We start from the raw sequence: 18,175 nt of genomic DNA, 5'->3' as shown, positions 1-18,175 counted from the left end.
CATGACCACCACCCGGTCCGCTACGAGCACCGGTTCCGCTACGACCACGGGGCCCGCGGCCGCTGCACGGTCGGCGGCGATCCCCCGGTCGGCGGCGCCCGCCACGCGGTCCGCGCCCGACCGGCTGCTCGCCGTGCTCGCCGCCTTCGACCACGCGCACACGGCCCTGTCCCTGTCCGACATCAGCCGCCGCGCCGGCCTCACCCTGACCACCGCCCACCGCCTCGCGGGCGCCCTCACCGAGTGGGGCGCGCTGGAACGGGACACGTCGGGCGCCTACCACGTGGGCCTACGGCTGTGGGAGATCGCGGCGCTCGCGCCTCGCGGCCTCGCCCTGCGCCAACTCGCCCTGCCCTACCTGGAGGACCTGTACGAATCGACGCACGAGAACGTGCAGTTGGCGGTGCGGGACGGCGCGGAGGTCGTCTACACCGAGTGGATCTCGGGCCGTTCGGCGGTCGGCGTGCACATCCGCGTGGGCGCCCGCTGGCCCCTCCACGCCACCGGAGTGGGCCTGGCCCTGCTGGCCCACGACGACCCGGATTCCCAAGAGGCCTACTGCGCCGGTCCGTTGGCGTCCTTCACGCCGTACACGATCACCGATCCGGTACGACTGCGCCGGGTACTGGCCGAAGTCCGGCACGCCGGCGTCGCGGTGAGTACCCGTCAGATCACCGACGACGCGCTGTCGGTGGCCGCACCGGTGCGCGGGCCGGGCGGTGCGGTGGTCGCCGCCGTGTCGGTGGTCGTGCCTCAAGTCGACGCGCAGGTACCGGCGTTGATCCCGGCGGTGCGGCTTGCGGCGCGTGGGATATCCCGGGCGTTGGGGTGGCGGCCGGAGGCGTGACGGGTGCGTGACGGGGGCGTATGGCCGCCGACGCGAGGCGCGTGAAGAGGCTTCCGTGGAGCGGGAGTTGGCGCGCCCGTGCCCGTGAGGCACCTACTTGTTCTCGCCCGGCTTTCCGACGTGGTCGCCGTAGCCGGCGGTGTCGTCCCCGGGCTTGGCCGAGGCGGTGGAGGTGGAGGTGGACGTGGAGGTCGAAGCGGGCGGCATGTGGTCGCCGCCGTCTCCGGACTTGCCGGTCGCGCCGGAGGCGTTGAGCTGGAAGGCGAAGAGGAGTGCGGCCACGGCGAGGGTGGCGGTGAACCAGAGGGTGATGCGTCGCATATGTGCTCCTGTTGTTGACGGGACGGGGTGCTGCTACCAGGCGAACTCTTCGGTGTGGACGCTGTCGCGGTGGGCGCCGGCGCCGCGTGCGGCCTTGCGGACGGCGGTGATCCAGGTGGGCGGGCCGCAGACGTAGATGTCCCGGTGGGCGATGTCGGGGACGAGCCTCTTGAGGACCTGGATGTCGTCGTCGAGGTGAGCGGCGGCGGTGGCCTGCCCGGGAGTACCGGCGAAGTGGGCCGAGCCTGCGTTGTGCCACGAGGTGCCGTCGAGACGTGCGGGGTTTCCGGTCTGCCGCGCGGCGTCAGCAAGGTATGCGGGACCCGCGGTCAGCCGGGAGGGGCCGTCGAGACGTGCGGGACGCACGGCCTGCCGGGCGGCATCGGCGAGGTGCACGGGACCTTCGGCCTGCCGGGACGCGCCTTCGAATTGGACCGGTCCTCCGGTCTGCCGGGACGTGCCGTCGAGGTGCGCGGAACCCGCCGCCTGCCACGACGTGTCGGCGCGGCGCGGTCCCGGGAGGAGGATCAGCGCGACGTCTCGGTGGGTGGCGATGGTGCGGAGTTCGTCGGCGAACACGGCGTGCTCGTCCTCGCCGTAGCGATAGATGAGGGTGGCCTCGCCGGGGGCGTAGGGGGCGTCTTCGAGCAGGGCGCGCATGGGGGTGATGCCGATCCCGGCGGCCATGAAGAGCATGCGGGGCTGGGTGCGGCGGCGGGCGGTGAGGGTGCCGTAGGGGCCCTCGATCAGGGCGCGGGTGCCGGGGGTGAGGCGGGCGGCGCGTTCGCTGCCGTCGCCCGCGGACTTGATGGTGATGCGCAGCCGGTCGGGGGTGGGGGCGGCGGAGAGGGTGTACGGGTTGCCGCGGGACCAGCCGGGGCCGTCGAGGAAGCGCCAGACGAAGAACTGGCCGGAGACCGTCCGCATCCGGTCCAGGCGATGGCCCTTGAAGGTGACCGAGACCGTGCCGGGCGCCTCGGTGACCACGGACTCGACCCGCAGGCGGTAGTACAGGGAGCGCCAGGCGGGCAGGGCGACGCGGTAGAGGAGGGTGGCGGCGAACGCGAAGCCGTAGAGGCACCACCAGTAGACGCGGGTCCAGGTCTCGTGGAAGTCGGCGCCGTCGGTGAAGGTGTGCGGGAAGGTGGCCGCGATGCCGGCGTAGGAGTAGAGGTGCAGGAGGTGCCAGGACTCGTAGCGCAGTCGGCGGCGGGCCGCGCGGACCGAGGTGACCACGACCATGATCAGCAGGGCGGTCCCGACGGTGGCGAACAGCATCCATGAGTCGGTGATGAAGAGGCGGAGGAGTGCGTTCGGTATCGCCGTGGGTTCCCGTGTGGAACGTTCCACAGCGAACAGGACGACGTGGGACGTCATCAGCCAGAACGAGGCGAAGCCGATCAGTCGGTGGCGGCGGGTGAGCAGGTCGTGGCCCCAGGACCGTTCCACCCAGGGGATCCGGGCGAGGAGGACGACCTGGAGGATCATCAGGTCGGAGGCCAGCAGTCCGGCGAGCAGGCCGAGGGAACCGGTCGCCCGGTCGGAGGCGGTGAGGCTGAGTGGGCCGCCCTGGTTCATGACCCACAGGGCTACGACCGCGACCACGGACAGGATCGCGAGCGCGCCGAGCGGATCGGCGAGGGTGAATCGCCCCCTGCGGGGTGGGGCGGGCGGGGTGCGTTGCCCGCGGGGCAGCTCGGTGGACAGGGTCATCGGCGGGCTTCCTTCGTCGCGAGGGCCAGGGGTGCCCCGGCGGACAGGGCGTGTCCTCACCCTTGCTCCGCTCTTTGTGGCCGCTCTAAGAAACCCGGCGGGCTGGAGAGGCGGGCACGCCGCTGACCTGTGCCGATATCGGCTCGGTGGGAGGACGGGCCCGCGTGGTTCTTAGACTTCCTTGTTGTTCGCCGCCGATCCTGGGGGCAGGCGACGGTGCTCGTTCCCGCGGGTGCCGGTGAGGAAGTCGAGGTGCTGCATGGCGGCGGTGGGCCGGAAGCCGGAGGTGCTGGTGGTCGACGACGACCCCGGCGTGCGCGCGGCCCTGGACCTGGGGCTCGGTCTTGAGGGCTTCACGGTACGGCTGGCCGAGGACGGCGAGACGGCACTCGACGAGGTCGCCGGCCGGCCGCCGTCGGTGATCGTCCTGGACGTGACGATGCCGGGCCTGTCCGGCGTCGAGGTCGTCCGCGCGCTGCGCGCCCAGGGCCGAACCCTTCCCGTGTGCATGCTCTCCGCCCGCGACGAGGTCGACGACCGGGTCGCGGGGCTCGCGGCGGGCGCGGACGACTACGTCGTAAAACCGTTCTCCATCGGGGAGTTGTCCGCGCGGCTGCACGCGATGGTGCGGCTGCACGAGTCGACGACCGAGCGGTCCCTGGTCGTCGGCGACGTCGCGATCGAGCCCGCGCGCCGCGTGGCCTCCCGGGCCGGACGCGAACTCCGGCTGACCTCCCGGGAGTTCGACCTGCTGCTCGCCCTGGCCCACCGGCCCGGTCAAGTCCTGTCCCGGGCCCAGCTGTTGGAACAGGTCTGGGGCTACACCTGGGACGTGGACACCAACGTGGTGGACGTGTTCATCGGCTACCTCCGCAAGAAACTGGAGGCCGACGGCGGCCCCCGGGTACTGCGCACCGTCCGCGGCATCGGCTTCGTCCTGCGCACCGGCCCGTGAAGGGGGCCAATGCGCGGCCTGCGCTTCCGCCTCAAGTCCCGGGTCGGTCCTGCCTATTGGCCAGCGAGGAGGCTAGCGCGCTGCCTCCACACCCAGACCACGACCACGGCTGCTCCCGCCCACTGGCCCGCGAGGCGCCGGCCGCGCAGCCCCCGCCCCCGGACCCGGACCACGACCGCAGTCGGTCCTGCGCACCGGCCCATGGCACGGATACCGCACAGCCTCCGCTCCCCGATCACATCCCGCCGCCGCCCTACGGACCAGCCCATGACCCGGCCACCGCGCAACCTGCGCTCCCGACTCAAACCCACGGCGATTCCTGCCTGTTGGCCCGTGAGGTGGCTACCGCGCGACCTCCGCACCTCAATCACGACCGCCGCCGTCCTGCGGACCAGCCCATGACATGGCCACCGCGCAACCCGCGCTCCCGACTCAAACCCACGATGGTTCCAGGCTGTTGGCTCGTGAGGTGGCTACCGCGCAACCTGCGCTCCCGGATCACGGCCACGGTCCGTCCTGCCCTCCCGAGCCTGACATGGCTGCCGCTCAGCCCGCGCCCCCGCATCACACCCGCCATCGCTCTATGGACCGGTCCATGACCTGGCTGCCGCGCAGCCTGCGCTCACGGATCACCGCCGCTGTCGTCCTGCTCGTGACTGTCGTGGTCGCGCTCGCCGGGCTGGTCATCGTTGCCCGGATCGATCACCGCGACCGTACCGACGTCGACCGTCAACTCGCCGCCCGTGCCGAGAAGGGCGACCAGGACGCCGACAAGCTCCGCGACCAGGGGGACCATCCGAACGGTGACGGGGAGGACAGCGACGACTACGGCGGCCTGCTCGCGGGCAGTCAGAGTCTGGTCCGGCTCGTCTCCAGCGGGAAGGTGATCGCGCAGCACGGGGAGACGCCGACCGCCCCGCTCCCGGTGCCCACCCGCGACGGCTACCGCACGATCAACACGGACGGGCAGACCTGGCGCTCGCTCACCCGGTCCCTGAGCACCACCGGCGAGCGCCTCGAAGTCCTCCAGGACATCGACCCGATCGAGCGGCGGCTCGCGGACAACACCGTGATCGTCGCCGCCGTCACGCTCCTCGCCGCGCTCGCCACGGCCGGCGGCGTCTGGCTGCTCACCCGGATCATCCTCCAGCCGCTCGAACGCCTGCGGACCGGCGCCCTCGCGATCAGCGCGGACACGGCCGGGCCCCAACTCCCCGCCGTCACACGCCCGCAGGAGGTCGCGGACCTCTCCCACGCGCTGAACAGCATGCTGGACCAGTTGCGCGTCAGCATGGACTCCACGCGCCGTTTCACCGCCGACGCGGGCCACGAACTCCGCACCCCGCTCACCAGTCTCGGGGTCACCCTGGAGACCCTCCAGCGCAACCCCGAACTCCCCGCACCCCAACGGGCCCGGGCCCTGGAGGCGATGAGCGCGGAGCACCGCCGTATCACCGCGCTCCTCACCGGCCTGCAGACCCTGGCCCGCGGCGACGCCCACGCCCTGCCCGAACGCACCCCCGTCGTCCTGAGCGAGCTCCTCGACGAGGCCGTCGCCCACGCGGCGCACCGCCACCCCACGACCACCTACCGGCTGACGGCCAACTCCCCCGCGACCGTGGACGGTTGGCCCGTCGGCCTACGCCTGGCCGTCGACAACCTCCTCGACAACGCGGCCCTCCACGGCCGCCCCGAAGGCACGGTGGACGTCCGGCTCACCCAGGACAGCGACACAGTCCGGATCACGGTCGGCGACGACGGCCCCGGCATCCCTGCCGCCCAACGGCAGGCCATGAAGGCCCGGTTCACCCGCGGCACCCGCACCCGCTCCCCCGGCTCCGGCCTCGGCCTCGCACTCGTCGACCAACAGGCCCACCTCCACCACGGCACCCTCCACCTCGGCGCCACCCCCACCGGAGGCCTGGAAGCCACCCTCAACCTCCCCTCGACACCGGAGGACGAGCCCCGCGAGCGGCCCACTCTCGACGACTGACCACGAGATCGGATCCAGACGCAGGCCTACGACGGGACACGCATCCAACTCCCGCTCGTCCCACCCGTTTTGGCCAGCCACCCCGGCCGACATCCGCCGGGACCGACGCGCCGAATCCAGACCCAGACCTACGACCGGGACGCGCGTCCAGCACCGGCGCCCGCCCCACCCGTCTCAGGCCTCTCGCCCCTCTCGCCCCCTCGCCCCTCTCACCCGGGCAACCCCGCCAGCATCCGCCGATCCCGAGGCGCCGCCTTCCGGTCCAGCCGTGCGTCCAGCAACCGTCGTGCCGCGTCGCACCGCCCCGCCGACACCAGCGCGTACAGCAACGTCTCCTCGACGACCTCGCGTTGGGCCGCGCTGCCGCCCACCTTGCGCAGCACCGGCAGCAACGCGTCGAGGCCGTGGGCGGCTTCGTGGAAGCGGTGTTCGACGAGGGCGGCGAAGGCGTCGCAGAGCGGGGCGATGACCTCGCGCTGCACCGGGTCGGCGCCCGCCGCGTGGTCGCGCAGGCGGCGGAGGGCCGGGAGGTCTCCGGCCGCCGTGAGAGCCACCGCCGCGTGCAGGGCCGTGAAGGCCGTCGCCGGACGCTCCAGCACCTCGCAGGCCACGGTGTCCAGGACGTCCGAAGTGGGCAGCTCCCCCTGCCAGTTGCCGCTGAGCCGGGCCCGCCACAGCAGTGACCCCGAGTCCACCAGCGCGCGCACCCCGGTCACCCGCCCCGGCGCCAACTGGGCGAACCAGCGCCTGCGTACGGCGGCCGGGTCGTCCAACGCGAGTTCGTGCAGGGCGATGTGCCAGGAGAAGTGGGCCCGGTGGACGGCACCCCGGCCCTGCCCGGACACCCAGCCGTCCAGCCAGTCCCGGCCCGCCTCGTGGGCGCCGGACTCGTAGTGGACGTGGGCCAGCGCGTGCACGGCGTGACCGGACGCGGGCTCAACTCCCAGGGCGCGGTGGGCGAGTTCACCCGCCTCGTGCAGCCGGCCCTGCTCCTGGCGGAGGAACGCGAGCAGCGAGGTGTGGAACCAGTGCCCGTCGTAGGCGGGGGACGTCCGCTCGACGAGCCGTAGCGCGTAGTCGTCGTCCAAGTCGGTGACCCCGGAGAAGGCGATGGTGGGGACGGCTGCGGCGAGGGCGAGCGCGTCGGCGGGGTGGGTGTCGAGGTGGCGTATCAACGCGCGGTCGCCGTCGGCGGATTGGACCCGGCGGGTGATCACGTCCACGAAGGAGCGTTCGCGTTCGTCGGCGCGTTCGTGTGCGCAGCGCTGGGCGTCCGCGAGTGCCCGGGGTACGTCGACTGCGGCTCCGCACTCGTGGCCGAGCAGGGCCAACGCCGCGTGTCCCAGGGCGAATCCGGGGTCCAGGGCGATCGCGCGGGCGAAGGCGTCCTCGGCTCCGGCGCGGACCTTGAGGACCCGGTCGAGTCCGTTGCGGTAGGCGGTGGCGGCCTCGGCGTGGGTCGACAGCGGGAGTCCGAGTCCGTCGACGGGCCTGCGGCGCGCGGCGCGGCGGGCCGGTGGCGCCAGCAACTGCTGGGCCAGGGTGGCCGCCTGGACGCGGATCTCGGGGATCGCGGTGGTCTCCCACAACTCGCCGCGCCTGGGGGCGCCGAGCGTGAACAGCGGTCGTACGCAACGGCCTTGGGCGTCGAGGAGGCGTCCGTCGCGGGTGGCGACGCCCATGCCGAGCGGTCCGGGCACGGCCGTACCGGTCTCGAACAGCCCACGCCACAGCGGGTCTTCGAGCCGCTGCCCGGGTCCCGTGCAGTCGATCACCCACCCCACGTGCAGCGTACGGCCGTTGGAGAGCGCGACCGCCAACTGGTCGCCGGATTCCACCACATCGGTGATCGTGCCCGCGTGGACCTGGAGACGGCGTGCGGTGCGGGCCCGGGTGACCGACTCGGCGGTGGTGGGTGCCATGCGGTGGCGGTGGGTGTTCCAGAGGGCGCCCTCATGGGCGAGGAACTCCCCGCGTTCCTCGGGGGTGAGGCTGCGCCAGAGCCGCGCGGTGTGCGGGCGCAGGCTGTCCAGGGCGGGGCGCCAGTCGCCGTGGGTGCGGACCGAGCGGCTGACGTGCCGGTAGACGGTTCGGCGCAGTGCGTTCAGTGTCGGGTCGCGGGGCCAGCTCGGCGCCTCCATCGCGCCAGCCGGCCCCAACGCGTGCGGCTGCGGCAGGAGTCCGTTGCGGGAGACGGCGTGGACCGTGCGTTCGGGGCGGTCGAGGGTGAGGGCGAGGTCCACGGCGGTGAGGCCCGTGCCGACGAGGAGGATGTCGGCGGTGTCCTCGCGTACGGCGTCCAACGCACCGGGTTTCCAGGGTGAGTTGACGAAGCGGGGCGAGGCGCGCAGCGCGGGCGGGGCCCAGGCGGCCGTAGGAGCGGCGGGGCCCGTGGCCAGGACCGCGCTGTCGGCGGTGAGGAGTCCCCCGTCGGCGAGGTGGAGTTCCACCGGGCCTTCGGGGGTGCCGGTACAGCTCTCGGCGCGGGTGCGCAGCCGGCGTACGGAGACCGTGCCGTGGGAGCGGACGACGGCCTGGGCGAGGGTGTCGGCGAGGTAGGCGCCGTAGCGGTAGCGGGTGGCGAAGTCGGTGCCGCTGACGGTGGGTTCGCCGTGACGGCAGAGCCAGCGGGTGAAGTGGCCGGGGTCGTCGGGGTAGCAACTCATGCCGCCCGCCGGGACGTTGAGCCGGTGGCGTGGATCGGGTGTCGCGTAGGCGGTGCCGCGGCCGGCTTCCGGGGCCGGGTCGACCAGCACCAGGTCGAGCGGGGTCCGGCGGCGGGTGGCGGTCTCGCAGAGCTGGACGGCGGTCAGGGTGCCTGCCGCGCCCGCTCCGACGATCGCCACGGTGGGCCGCTTGCGGACTTCGGTCACGAATACCTCCGGCGTGGTCTGCCGCGGAGCCGCCGAAACGGAACTCCGCCTTCAGTTCCTTCCTCACTATTCCGACCGGGTAGGTGGGGAAGCCATGGCGGGACGGGGATCTCACCGGATACTCAGGGCACCGGTCGGCGCCTTCATACTCTGTTCACACTCGGGAAGCGTCCGGCAACCGTGGTTTCAGGACTTCTTTCAGGCTCTCTTCACAGGAATCTCAGGTGGAGCTCCTGGGATTCAAAGATTCAACCCATGGAAGTGGCGCAGGATGCAACGGCACTGGTGATCTCGTCGCGTACGGCCAGTGGGTGTGCGCGACATGCGGAGGAAGGCGTGCTGTGGGCGTGTCGCACATATCCAACCGGTCCGAGAAGCAGTCGGAGAGGTGGTCCCGTCGTGGGGTCCTCACCGTGCTCGGGGTGGTGCCGGCCGCCGTCCTGACCGGTTGCAGCGGTTCGGCGGGCGCCGCGGAGAGCTCGTCGTCCGGCGGTTCGTCGGCGACGGCGTCCGTGAAGGCCGCGAAGGCGCCGACCGTCACGGTCCTGCCCGCGGACGGCACCAAGAAGGCCGACTTCACGACCCCGGTCACGGTCGGCGTGACCGACGGCACCCTCGCCGCGGTGAAGGTGACCGGCAACGACGGCTCCACGCTGGCCGGGACGTTCAACGACGCGAAGACGAAGTGGACGTCCGCGAAGAACCCGTACTCGGGCACGAAGTACACGGTCGCGGCACAGGCGCAGGGCGCCGCCGCGAAGACGGTGACCTTCACCACGAAGTCGCCCGGCGAGACCTTCGTCGGCTACTTCACCCCCGAGGCGAACTCCACCTCCGGCGTCGGCATGCCCGTGTCGATCAACTTCACGCACGCGGTCAAGGACCGGTCCACCGTCCAGAAGGCGATCACGGTCACCGCCGAACCCGCCGTCGAGGTCGTCGGCCACTGGTTCAGCGACACCCGGCTCGACTTCCGCCCCGAGACGTACTGGGCGGCCGGCACGAAGATCACCCTCAGCCTGCGCCTGAAGGACATCGAGGGCCAGGACGGCATCTACGGCGTCCAGTCCAAGGACGTCACCTTCGACATCGGCCGCGAGCAGATCAGCACGGTCGACCTGTCCAGCAAGGAGATGACCGTCAAGCGGGACGGCACGACCCTCGCGACCTACCCGGTCAGCGGCGGCAACGCCCAGCACACCACCTGGTCCGGGATCATGGTGATCAGCGAGCGGTTCAAGCAGACCCGCATGGAGTCCTCGACGGTCGGGCTCGGCGACGAGTACGACATCTCCGACGTCCCGCACGCCCAGCGTCTCACCACCTCCGGCACGTTCGTGCACGGCAACTACTGGGCGTCCACGTCGGTGTTCGGCAGCGAGAACACCAGCCACGGCTGCGTCGGCCTGCACGACGCGAAGGGCGCGAACAACACGTCGGTGGCGGGCTACAAGTTCTACGACAGCTCGATGCTCGGTGACGTCGTCATCGTGAAGAACTCCGGCGAGAAGACCGTGGCGGCGGACAACGGCCTCAACGGCTGGAACCTGTCCTGGGCGGACTGGAAGGCGGGGAGCGCGGTCTAGGGCCCGCCACCCCGGGAGGCGGATCGGAAACCTCCGCTTTCACCGGATTCATCGCCTGAACTCCCGCACAGCGAAAGGACTTTCCCGGCTTCACCTCTTGACGCCCGGAGTGGCTGAGAGCACATTGACCGCGCACCCACTGCGTGAGAGCGCTCTCAGGCAGGCACAGCACCCGCACCCCCACTCCGTATCCGAGAGGCACCGATGAGTGAACCCTCCGGCACGCAGCGCAGACCCCGTCCCCTACGGCGTGTCCTGATCGCCGTCCTCAGCACCCTCGGCCTGGCGGCCGCCACCGCCACGGCCTTCACCCTGCCCGCGAACGCGTCCGCGCCCACGCCCCCGTCGGGCTGGACGCAGGTCTTCCTGGACGACTTCAACGGCTCCGCGGGCACCGGTGTCTCCACCACCAACTGGCAGTACGACACCGGGACCTCGTATCCGGGCGGGGCCGCCAACTGGGGCACCGGCGAGGTCGAGACGATGACTTCCTCCGCCAACAACGTGGCCCTCGACGGCAACGGCAACCTGCTGATCACCCCGCGCCGGGACGCCTCCGGCAACTGGACCTCGGGCCGGATCGAGACCAACCGCACCGACTTCCAGCCACCGGCCGGCGGGAAGCTCCGCGTCGAGGCCCGTATCCAACTCCCCAACGTCACCGGCTCGTCGGCGCTCGGCTACTGGCCCGCGTTCTGGATGCTGGGCGCGCCGTACCGGGGCAACTACCAGAACTGGCCCAGCGTGGGCGAGTTGGACATCATGGAGAACGTCCAGGGTCTCAACACCGACTGGTCCACGGTGCATTGCGGTACCAGCCCGGGCGGTCCGTGCAACGAGACGACCGGCATCGGCGGTTCGACGGCGTGCACGGGCACGACCTGCCAGGCGGGCTTCCACACGTACGCGATGGAGTGGGACCGTTCCACGAGCCCCGAGCAGATCCGCTACTACCTCGACGGCGTCAACTTCGAGACGGTGAACTCCAGTCAGGTCGACGCGACGACCTGGGCCAACGCGACGAACCACGGCTTCTTCATCATCCTGAACGTAGCGATGGGCGGCGGCTTCCCGGACGCGTTCGGCGGCGGCCCCACCAGCGCCACCGACCCGAACCACCCGATGACGGTGGACTACGTCCAGGTGCTCTCGTCCACGGGCGGTGGGAGCGGTACCACGACCCCGCCGACCGGCAGCCGTGACGCCTACAGCGCCATCCAGGCCGAGTCCTACGACAGTCAGTCCGGCACCATCGCCGAGACCACCACGGACACCGGCGGCGGCCAGGACATCGGCTCGATAGCCAACGGCGACTGGGCCCTCTACAAGGGCGTCAACTTCGGCTCCACGGCGGCCACCCAGTTCTACGCCCGGGTCGCGAGCGGCGCCGCGACCGGCGTCAGCGGCCTGGTCCAGGTCCGCCTCGACAGCCCCACCGCGACCCCGGTCGGCAGCTTCGCGCTGGCCAACACCGGGGGCTGGCAGTCATGGAAGACGGTACCGGCCAACATCAGCTCGGTCACCGGCACCCATGACGTCTATCTCACCTTCACCAGCGGCCAGCCGGCGGACTTCGTGAACGTGAACTGGTTCGACTTCGGTCACTGACCTCAGGACTCCGGTCGGTTCACGCCCGGAAGCGCCGAAGGATGCCCGGTCTGGTTCTTCCCTCGGCCCTGCCACTGCCTTCCTGCCGCACCGAGATCCGGTCGACGGGCAGGACGTCCAGACCGTGCACCCTTCCGGCGTCGACGAGGACCACGTCGACCTGTCCCCGCAGCACGTTCCGCAGCGGGGACAGGTCGACTGCGGCCTCGTGGCTCTGGCAGGTCAGGCGCAGTTTCAGGGAATTCAGCGCGGGAAACACCGCGGCGACATCCGGAATCCGCTCGCCGACCAGGACCCCCTCCACCTCCAGTGAGGTGACCTGACGCAGCGGCACCGCCGGAAGCGGGATGCCGTACGGCGAGGTGAGGGTGAGGGACGTGAGGTTCGCGACCCCCGCGAGGAAGCCGAGGTCCACGCCGCCGGGCAGGCGGTGAAGGGCGAGTTCCTCGGCCGGGCTCTCGGCGAGGGCCGTCAGGTCCCTGATCACGTCGCACGACTCGATGGTGAGCCGGTGCAGTCGGCTCAGCGGCGCCAGCGAGGGCAGGATGAAGGAGACCGTCGTAGCGGCCTCGACGGACAGTGAGTGAACGCCCAGCGGCGCGATCGCGCCGACCACGTCGGCCGTGAGGATCTGGCCTCTGAGCGAGAGGTGAGGGACGCGGCCGAGGGCATCGAGGCAGGCGATCTGCTCCGGGCCGGACAGGTGGAGGGTCAGGTCGTCGACGGGAAGACCGGCCAGGATCTCCTCGGCGAAGGAACGGGCGTCGAAGTAGGGCCAGGACAGGGCGACTTCCTGCCGTACACCGCGGTCGGCGACGCGGGTGAAGGGGGCCAGTCGGTCCAGCGCGGCCTCCCCTCCGATCCGGGCGATGGTCATCACCGTCGCACGTGCCTGGTCGGACGTCAGCTTCCCGGGGCCGGGCAGCAGATCGAGGACGATGTCCCCCGCGGTGGCGAGCTGCTCCGCGTCCGCCGGTGTGTCGGGAGGTATCAGGGCCGAGGCGCGGAGAGCGACGGCCGCTCGGACGGCCGGGTCGAGGGTGGTGGCATGGTCCAGTGCCGCGGCGGCGAGAAGGTGATAGCGGCGGCGCAGCTTCGGGTCGACGGTCTGGTCGCCCAGCTGAATCAACTTGCGCAGGAGATAGGCACGTTCACCGTCCCGGGCGTGACCGACCGCGAGCCGTATCACGTCCTCCCACTGATCGTCGCGCCCCGACTCTGCGAGCAGGTCGAGGTCCTCCGCCTCCACGGCCGCTTTGGCTCCGAGGTAGTCCTGAAAGGTGCGGTGGATGAAGTCCACCATCCCGACCGACGGCTCCCTCAGCAGTCCGCTGCGCAGCAGTAGGTGACGGAAGACGTCCTCCGCTCGATCCGGCCGCGCCATGTCCGGCATGGCCGGGAGTTTCTCGCGGATGATGCGCACCGCGGTGGTCTGCGCCGCCTCGGAACGCCCGTTGCGGATCAGCCAGTACGCGATCCGCTGCAACAGCTGGACCAGTGCCTCCTCGGTGGGCGCGAGACCCTGTGGCACGGGGATCGCGCGTTCCTTGTCACGTCGTACGAGCAGCATGGTGAGCGCGGCGGCATAGAGCTCCATGCGGCGCACCGGGAGGTGGGTGAGGCGGTCGCGGTGCAGGGCGCAGATGAGGGCGCACATCAGCGGGTTGGTGGCCAGCCGGTACAGGTCGTGCTTCTGGCGGAGATTCACCCGCAGGGCGTCCCGGAGGCGTTCGACCGTGAGCTGTTCGTCGGGTTCGTCCACCGTCGTCAGGATCGCTTCGTGCCAGCGGTGGACGAAACGGTCGACGTCGTGACGACTCATCGGGAGCAGGTTGAACTCGGCGAAGTCGACCTCCGCGAGCCAGTGGACGTCCACTGCGGAAGGCCGGGAGGTGACGAGGAAGAACGTCCTCGGGTAGAGGTCGACGAGGTCGAGCAACCAGCGTCGCACGCCTGGCCGTTCGCTCTCGGACACCTCGTCAACTCCGTCGATCAGCACCATGCCCCGGCCGCCGCGGAGCACTCGATCGACCCAGTGCTCGGGCTGCAGTCCGTGCAGGACGTTGCCGACGGCGCCGAGGAAGTCCTCGGGAAGCGGCAGCCCCGAATCCAGCGCGCGCAACGGGAGCACGAAGGGCACACGGCCACGCAGTGCGGCCAGTTCGTCGGGAAACGAGTTCTGTGCGGCGGAGACGGCGAGCCACTGCATCAGAGTGGTCTTGCCGGATCCCGCGAGACCGCGCAGCAACGCACGTGTGCAGCCGGAGAGGGCCTCCTCGACCCGTCGGCGGTTGGCGGAGGGCGATCCGCCGTCACGCTGCGAGGCCATTTCCAGGTTCAGATAGGCGGTGTCCAGAGGCCAGCGGGCGCGGCCCGGGTCGCTGAGGTCGAGGCCGAAGATGTTGAGCTTGCCGTACTTGCGCTCGATGTGGGCGAGATAGCGGGTCTCGAACTCCTCGTCCGCGCTGCCGGGCCGGGGGAACCGGTCCACCAGCGCGTCCAGCAGGCGGAGTGTCTCGTCGAGCAGGCGCGTCTGCGCCACCTGTGCGCGGGCGACGAAGGTCGAGCGCTGAGTGAAGAAGTGCAGGATGTGCAGGCAGCTCAGGTCCACCAGGCTCGCGTGGAGGGCGGTGGCATCGGCCGTGAGGTCCCGAGTGGCGTCCGGGCGGGCGGAGGTCAGACGCCGGGCCAGTTCCGTATGGCCGAGCCGGACGGCCTGGACGTCGTCCATGTCCAGGTCGCCGAGTGCTCCGAGTGTCGCGGCCAGGGCGTCCGCCAGTGCTTCGCGCTCGTCGGAGGCCACCGGGGGTTCGTGCGGGTTCGCCTCGACCGCCGCCGTCACGAGTTCCCTGGCGATCTTCCACATGTCGAGGTTGTTCAGACTGCGTTTCTCGCCCCAGCTCACCAGGCGCGCCATACGCACCGGTCGGTCGACAAGTCCCGCGCCCGGGCTCTCCTTGACGAGAAGCCTGGCGATGATCGGGCGCGCCACCGAAGAGGCGATGCGGGCGGTCGTACCGATACTGGCCGGATCCATCGGGCCCCCCGAGCCGACGTCACGGGGACCGCGTCCCCCTCACAACGCTCCCTGGATCATAGGGAGTCGGGGCCGTCGCGAGCAGCGGAACGGTCAGGTCCGTACGCCCCTCACCGCAACTCCGCCCGAAACCCCGCCGGTGTCACATCCGTGTGCTGCTGGAAGAACTTGGAGAAGTTCGCCGCGTCGGGGAAGCCAACTGCCGCCCCGACACGGCCGATCGGCAGGTCCGTGTGGGCCAACAGCCGTTTCGCCTCCAGGACGACGCGCTTGTCGATGAAGCCCTTGGGGGTCTCGCCGGTCGCGGCGCGGACCGCGCGGACGAGGGTGCGGCGGGAGTAGCCGAGGGCGTCGGCGTAGGCGCTGACGCTGTGGTTGGTGGCGAAGCCCTTCTCGACGGCGTTGCGGAAGAGCGTGAACGTCGTGTCGGCCTGCCGGGCGGCGTCTTCCGCCGAGCTCGCTGCCAGGTGGGCCAGGCGCAGCAGGAACGCCGTCAGGGAGTGCCGTAGGACCGAGGTGTGCAGGGTGAGCGGGAGGGTCTCGGTGTCCTCGTACTCGCGCTGGAGCTGGCCCAGGGAGGCGCGCAGTGCGGCGAGGCGGGGTTCGTCGGGGTGCAGGACGGGTGGGAGGTCGTAGCGGTAGAGGCCCGTCGCCTCGACCGTGGCGCGCGGGAGGAAGCCGGGCTGCATGGTCAGGACGGTGCCGTGGTACTCGTCGAACCGCGAGAAGCGGTGGACCTGGCCGGGGCGGATCCACAGGACGTCGCCGGCGCTCACCTCGCACTCGGCGAAGTCGATCATGTGGCGGACCGGGCCGCCGGAGAAGAGCATCACCACATGGAAGTCGATGCGGTGGACGCGGTGCAGGGGTGCGTCGGCGTGCCAGGCGCGGTCGGTGCCCATCGGGCCGACCTGCATGCCCACACCGCAGACACTCAGATCGACAGGGAAGGGAAACGTTCTGATCACGTCGCCGTCACCGCCGACGTCTTGGATAGTTCTGTCCGTCATGTCCTTCTCGTGTCGCCTCAGCGCTGATACCGGTGTCCCACTTTCACCACAGGCTGGCACACCGACACCTTCCCTCGTAAAAGTCAGACTTTTAGATTTGAAGACGTCCGAGCAGTTCTTCCGCTCTTACCGAGGACTTCTTGAAGATGAACGCGCACACACCTGACAGCTTCGAGTGGACCGATCTCGACCGTCGAGCCGTCGACACCGCCCGTGTTCTGGCCGCTGACGCGGTGCAGAAGGTCGGCAACGGCCACCCAGGCACCGCGATGGCCCTGGCTCCCGCCGCGTACACGATCTTTCAGAAGGTGATGCGTCACGACCCCGCGGATCCCGAGTGGACCGGCCGTGACCGCTTCGTCCTCTCCCCCGGCCACACCTCGCTGACGCTGTACACGCAGCTGTACCTCGCCGGGTACGAGCTGGAGCTGGACGACCTGAAGGCGTTCCGCACGCACGGGTCGAAGACGCCTGGTCACCCCGAGTACGGGCACACGGCCGGTGTGGAGACCACGACAGGACCGCTCGGACAGGGTGTCGCCAACGCGGTGGGCATGGCGATGGCCGCCCGCTACGAGCGCGGCCTGTTCGACCCCGAGGCCCCCGAGGGCGAGTCGCCCTTCGACCACACCGTCTGGGCGATCGTCTCCGACGGCGACCTGGAGGAGGGCATCTCCGCCGAGGCCTCCTCCCTCGCCGGCCACCAGCAGCTCGGCAACCTCGTCTTCGTCTACGACGACAACCACATCTCCATCGAGGGCGACACCGCGACCGCCTTCTCCGAGGACGTCCTGAAGCGCTACGAGGCCTACGGCTGGCACACCCAGCGCATCGAGCCCGCCGCCGACGGCGACATCGACCCGCACGCGCTGTACACGGCGCTGAAGGCGGCGCAGGCCGAGACCGGGCGCCCCTCGATCATCGCGATGCGCACGATCATCGCTTGGCCCGCTCCAAACGCCCAGAACACCGAGGCCGCCCACGGCTCCGCACTCGGCGCAGACGAGATCGCCGCCACCAAGCGCGTCCTCGGCTTCGACCCCGAGAAGTCCTTCGAGGTCGCCGACGAGGTCATCGCCCACAGCCGTCAGGCACTGGACCGGGGCGCCGAGGCGCACTCCGCGTGGGACAAGCAGCTCGACAAGTGGCGCGGCGCCCAGCCCGAGCGCGCGAAGCTCTTCGACCGGATCGTCGCCGGTCAGCTCCCCGAGGGCTGGGAGCAGTCCCTGCCGGTCTTCGAGGAGGGTTCCTCCGTCGCCACCCGCGCCGCCTCCGGCAAGGTCCTCCAGGCGCTTGGACCGGTCCTGCCCGAGCTGTGGGGCGGCTCCGCCGACCTGGCCGGCTCGAACAACACCACCATCGACAAGACCTCGTCCTTCCTCCCGAAGGACAACCCGCTGCCGGAGGCCGACCCGTACGGCCGTACGATCCACTTCGGTATTCGCGAGCACTCGATGGCGGCCGAGATGAACGGCATCGCCCTGCACGGCAACACCCGTGTCTACGGCGGCACCTTCCTGGTGTTCTCCGACTACATGCGCAACGCCGTGCGCCTGTCCGCGCTGATGCAGCTCCCGGTGACGTACGTCTGGACCCACGACTCCATCGGTCTCGGCGAGGACGGCCCCACCCACCAGCCGGTCGAGCACCTCGCCTCGCTGCGCGCCATCCCGGGCCTGAACATCGTCCGTCCGGCCGACGCCAACGAGACCTCGATCGCCTGGGCCGAGATCCTCAAGCGGCACGCCACCCACCCCGCCCCGCACGGCCTCGCGCTGACCCGCCAGGGTGTGCCGACCTACGCGCCCAACTCCGATGCGGCGCGCGGCGGTTACGTCCTCAAGGACTCCTCCACCGGGACCCCGGACGTCGTGCTCATCGCGACCGGTTCGGAAGTGCACCTCGCCGTCGAGGCGCGGGAGCGGCTGGAGGCCGAGGGCGTGGGCACCCGGGTGGTGTCGATGCCGTCCGTGGAGTGGTTCGAGGAGCAGTCGCGCGAGTACCGCGACAGCGTCCTTCCGCCGTCCGTGAAGGCCCGCGTTGCGGTCGAGGCCGGGATCGGTCTCACGTGGTACCGGTTCGTGGGTGACGCAGGACGCATCGTCTCCCTCGAACACTTCGGCGCCTCCGCCGATGCCAAGACCCTGTTCGCCGAGTTCGGTTTCACCGCCGAGAACGTCGCCGCAGCGGCCAAGGAATCCCTTGCCGCCGCGCGCGGTTGATCCGATCGCC

The 18,175-nt window shown here is 70.9% G+C and carries 11 protein-coding genes; 6 read left to right on the top strand and 5 right to left on the bottom strand.

Annotated features, from left to right (window positions below; translation table 11 throughout):
* Nucleotide 1: 1 nt before the first annotated feature.
* Nucleotides 2-847, top strand: a complete 846-nt coding sequence (locus tag OG496_RS45535) for an IclR family transcriptional regulator (RefSeq protein ID WP_405975050.1) — start codon at nucleotides 2-4, stop codon at nucleotides 845-847.
* Between the two features lie 93 nt (nucleotides 848-940).
* Here the strand turns inward: OG496_RS45535 and OG496_RS45530 are convergent, their stop codons facing one another.
* Complete coding sequence (locus tag OG496_RS45530; protein ID WP_405975049.1) at nucleotides 941-1,168, bottom strand: hypothetical protein; 228 nt, start codon at nucleotides 1,166-1,168, stop codon at nucleotides 941-943.
* A 33-nt stretch (nucleotides 1,169-1,201) separates the two neighbouring features.
* On the bottom strand, nucleotides 1,202-2,881 hold the full coding sequence (locus OG496_RS45525) for a ferric reductase-like transmembrane domain-containing protein (protein WP_405975048.1): 1,680 nt from the start codon (nucleotides 2,879-2,881) through the stop codon (nucleotides 1,202-1,204).
* A gap of 259 nt (nucleotides 2,882-3,140) precedes the next feature.
* Between OG496_RS45525 and OG496_RS45520 the strand changes: the two genes are divergently transcribed.
* Entirely contained in the window at nucleotides 3,141-3,836 is a 696-nt protein-coding gene (locus tag OG496_RS45520) for a response regulator transcription factor (RefSeq protein ID WP_405975047.1), read from the top strand.
* A 595-nt stretch (nucleotides 3,837-4,431) separates the two neighbouring features.
* On the top strand, nucleotides 4,432-5,829 hold the full coding sequence (locus OG496_RS45515; protein WP_405975046.1) for an ATP-binding protein: 1,398 nt from the start codon (nucleotides 4,432-4,434) through the stop codon (nucleotides 5,827-5,829).
* A gap of 209 nt (nucleotides 5,830-6,038) precedes the next feature.
* On the opposite strand, the gene OG496_RS45510 is transcribed toward OG496_RS45515, so the two are convergent.
* On the bottom strand, nucleotides 6,039-8,702 hold the full coding sequence (locus tag OG496_RS45510; protein ID WP_405975045.1) for an FAD/NAD(P)-binding protein: 2,664 nt from the start codon (nucleotides 8,700-8,702) through the stop codon (nucleotides 6,039-6,041).
* A 341-nt stretch (nucleotides 8,703-9,043) separates the two neighbouring features.
* Between OG496_RS45510 and OG496_RS45505 the strand changes: the two genes are divergently transcribed.
* Together OG496_RS45505 and OG496_RS45500 are read left to right on the top strand one after the other, a co-directional pair.
* The gene (locus OG496_RS45505; RefSeq protein WP_405975044.1) at nucleotides 9,044-10,288 is read left to right on the top strand and encodes an Ig-like domain-containing protein; all 1,245 of its coding nucleotides are present in this window, start codon (nucleotides 9,044-9,046) and stop codon (nucleotides 10,286-10,288) included.
* Nucleotides 10,289-10,492: 204 nt separating this feature from the next.
* The gene (locus tag OG496_RS45500; RefSeq protein ID WP_405975043.1) at nucleotides 10,493-11,896 is read left to right on the top strand and encodes a glycoside hydrolase family 16 protein; all 1,404 of its coding nucleotides are present in this window, start codon (nucleotides 10,493-10,495) and stop codon (nucleotides 11,894-11,896) included.
* Between the two features lie 19 nt (nucleotides 11,897-11,915).
* On the opposite strand, the gene OG496_RS45495 is transcribed toward OG496_RS45500, so the two are convergent.
* A complete protein-coding gene (locus tag OG496_RS45495) occupies nucleotides 11,916-14,933 on the bottom strand; it encodes an NACHT domain-containing protein (RefSeq protein WP_405975042.1) in 3,018 nt (1,005 codons plus the stop codon).
* 110 nt (nucleotides 14,934-15,043) lie between these two features.
* Entirely contained in the window at nucleotides 15,044-15,943 is a 900-nt protein-coding gene (locus OG496_RS45490) for a helix-turn-helix domain-containing protein (protein ID WP_405975041.1), read from the bottom strand.
* A gap of 146 nt (nucleotides 15,944-16,089) precedes the next feature.
* Between OG496_RS45490 and tkt the strand changes: the two genes are divergently transcribed.
* The gene (gene tkt, locus OG496_RS45485) at nucleotides 16,090-18,165 is read left to right on the top strand and encodes a transketolase (RefSeq protein ID WP_405975040.1); all 2,076 of its coding nucleotides are present in this window, start codon (nucleotides 16,090-16,092) and stop codon (nucleotides 18,163-18,165) included.
* The last annotated feature ends 10 nt before the right edge of the window (nucleotides 18,166-18,175 follow it).

This window comes from Streptomyces sp. NBC_00988, assembly GCF_045162645.1.
Classification (GTDB): domain Bacteria; phylum Actinomycetota; class Actinomycetes; order Streptomycetales; family Streptomycetaceae; genus Streptomyces.
Note: the sequence above shows the minus strand (reverse complement) of the source record. Positions and strands in the feature narration are given on the sequence as shown.

Bases quoted from the DNA above. Each gene is read 5' to 3' on its own strand.
- OG496_RS45535 (WP_405975050.1), top strand. From the start codon at position 2: ATGACCACCACCCGGTCCGCTACGAGCACCGGTTCCGCTACGACCACG.
- OG496_RS45530 (WP_405975049.1), bottom strand. From the start codon at position 1,168: ATGCGACGCATCACCCTCTGGTTCACCGCCACCCTCGCCGTGGCCGCA.
- OG496_RS45525 (WP_405975048.1), bottom strand. From the start codon at position 2,881: ATGACCCTGTCCACCGAGCTGCCCCGCGGGCAACGCACCCCGCCCGCC.
- OG496_RS45520 (WP_405975047.1), top strand. From the start codon at position 3,141: ATGGCGGCGGTGGGCCGGAAGCCGGAGGTGCTGGTGGTCGACGACGAC.
- OG496_RS45515 (WP_405975046.1), top strand. From the start codon at position 4,432: ATGACCTGGCTGCCGCGCAGCCTGCGCTCACGGATCACCGCCGCTGTC.
- OG496_RS45500 (WP_405975043.1), top strand. From the start codon at position 10,493: ATGAGTGAACCCTCCGGCACGCAGCGCAGACCCCGTCCCCTACGGCGT.
- OG496_RS45495 (WP_405975042.1), bottom strand. From the start codon at position 14,933: ATGGATCCGGCCAGTATCGGTACGACCGCCCGCATCGCCTCTTCGGTG.
- OG496_RS45490 (WP_405975041.1), bottom strand. From the start codon at position 15,943: ATGACGGACAGAACTATCCAAGACGTCGGCGGTGACGGCGACGTGATC.
- tkt (WP_405975040.1), top strand. From the start codon at position 16,090: ATGAACGCGCACACACCTGACAGCTTCGAGTGGACCGATCTCGACCGT.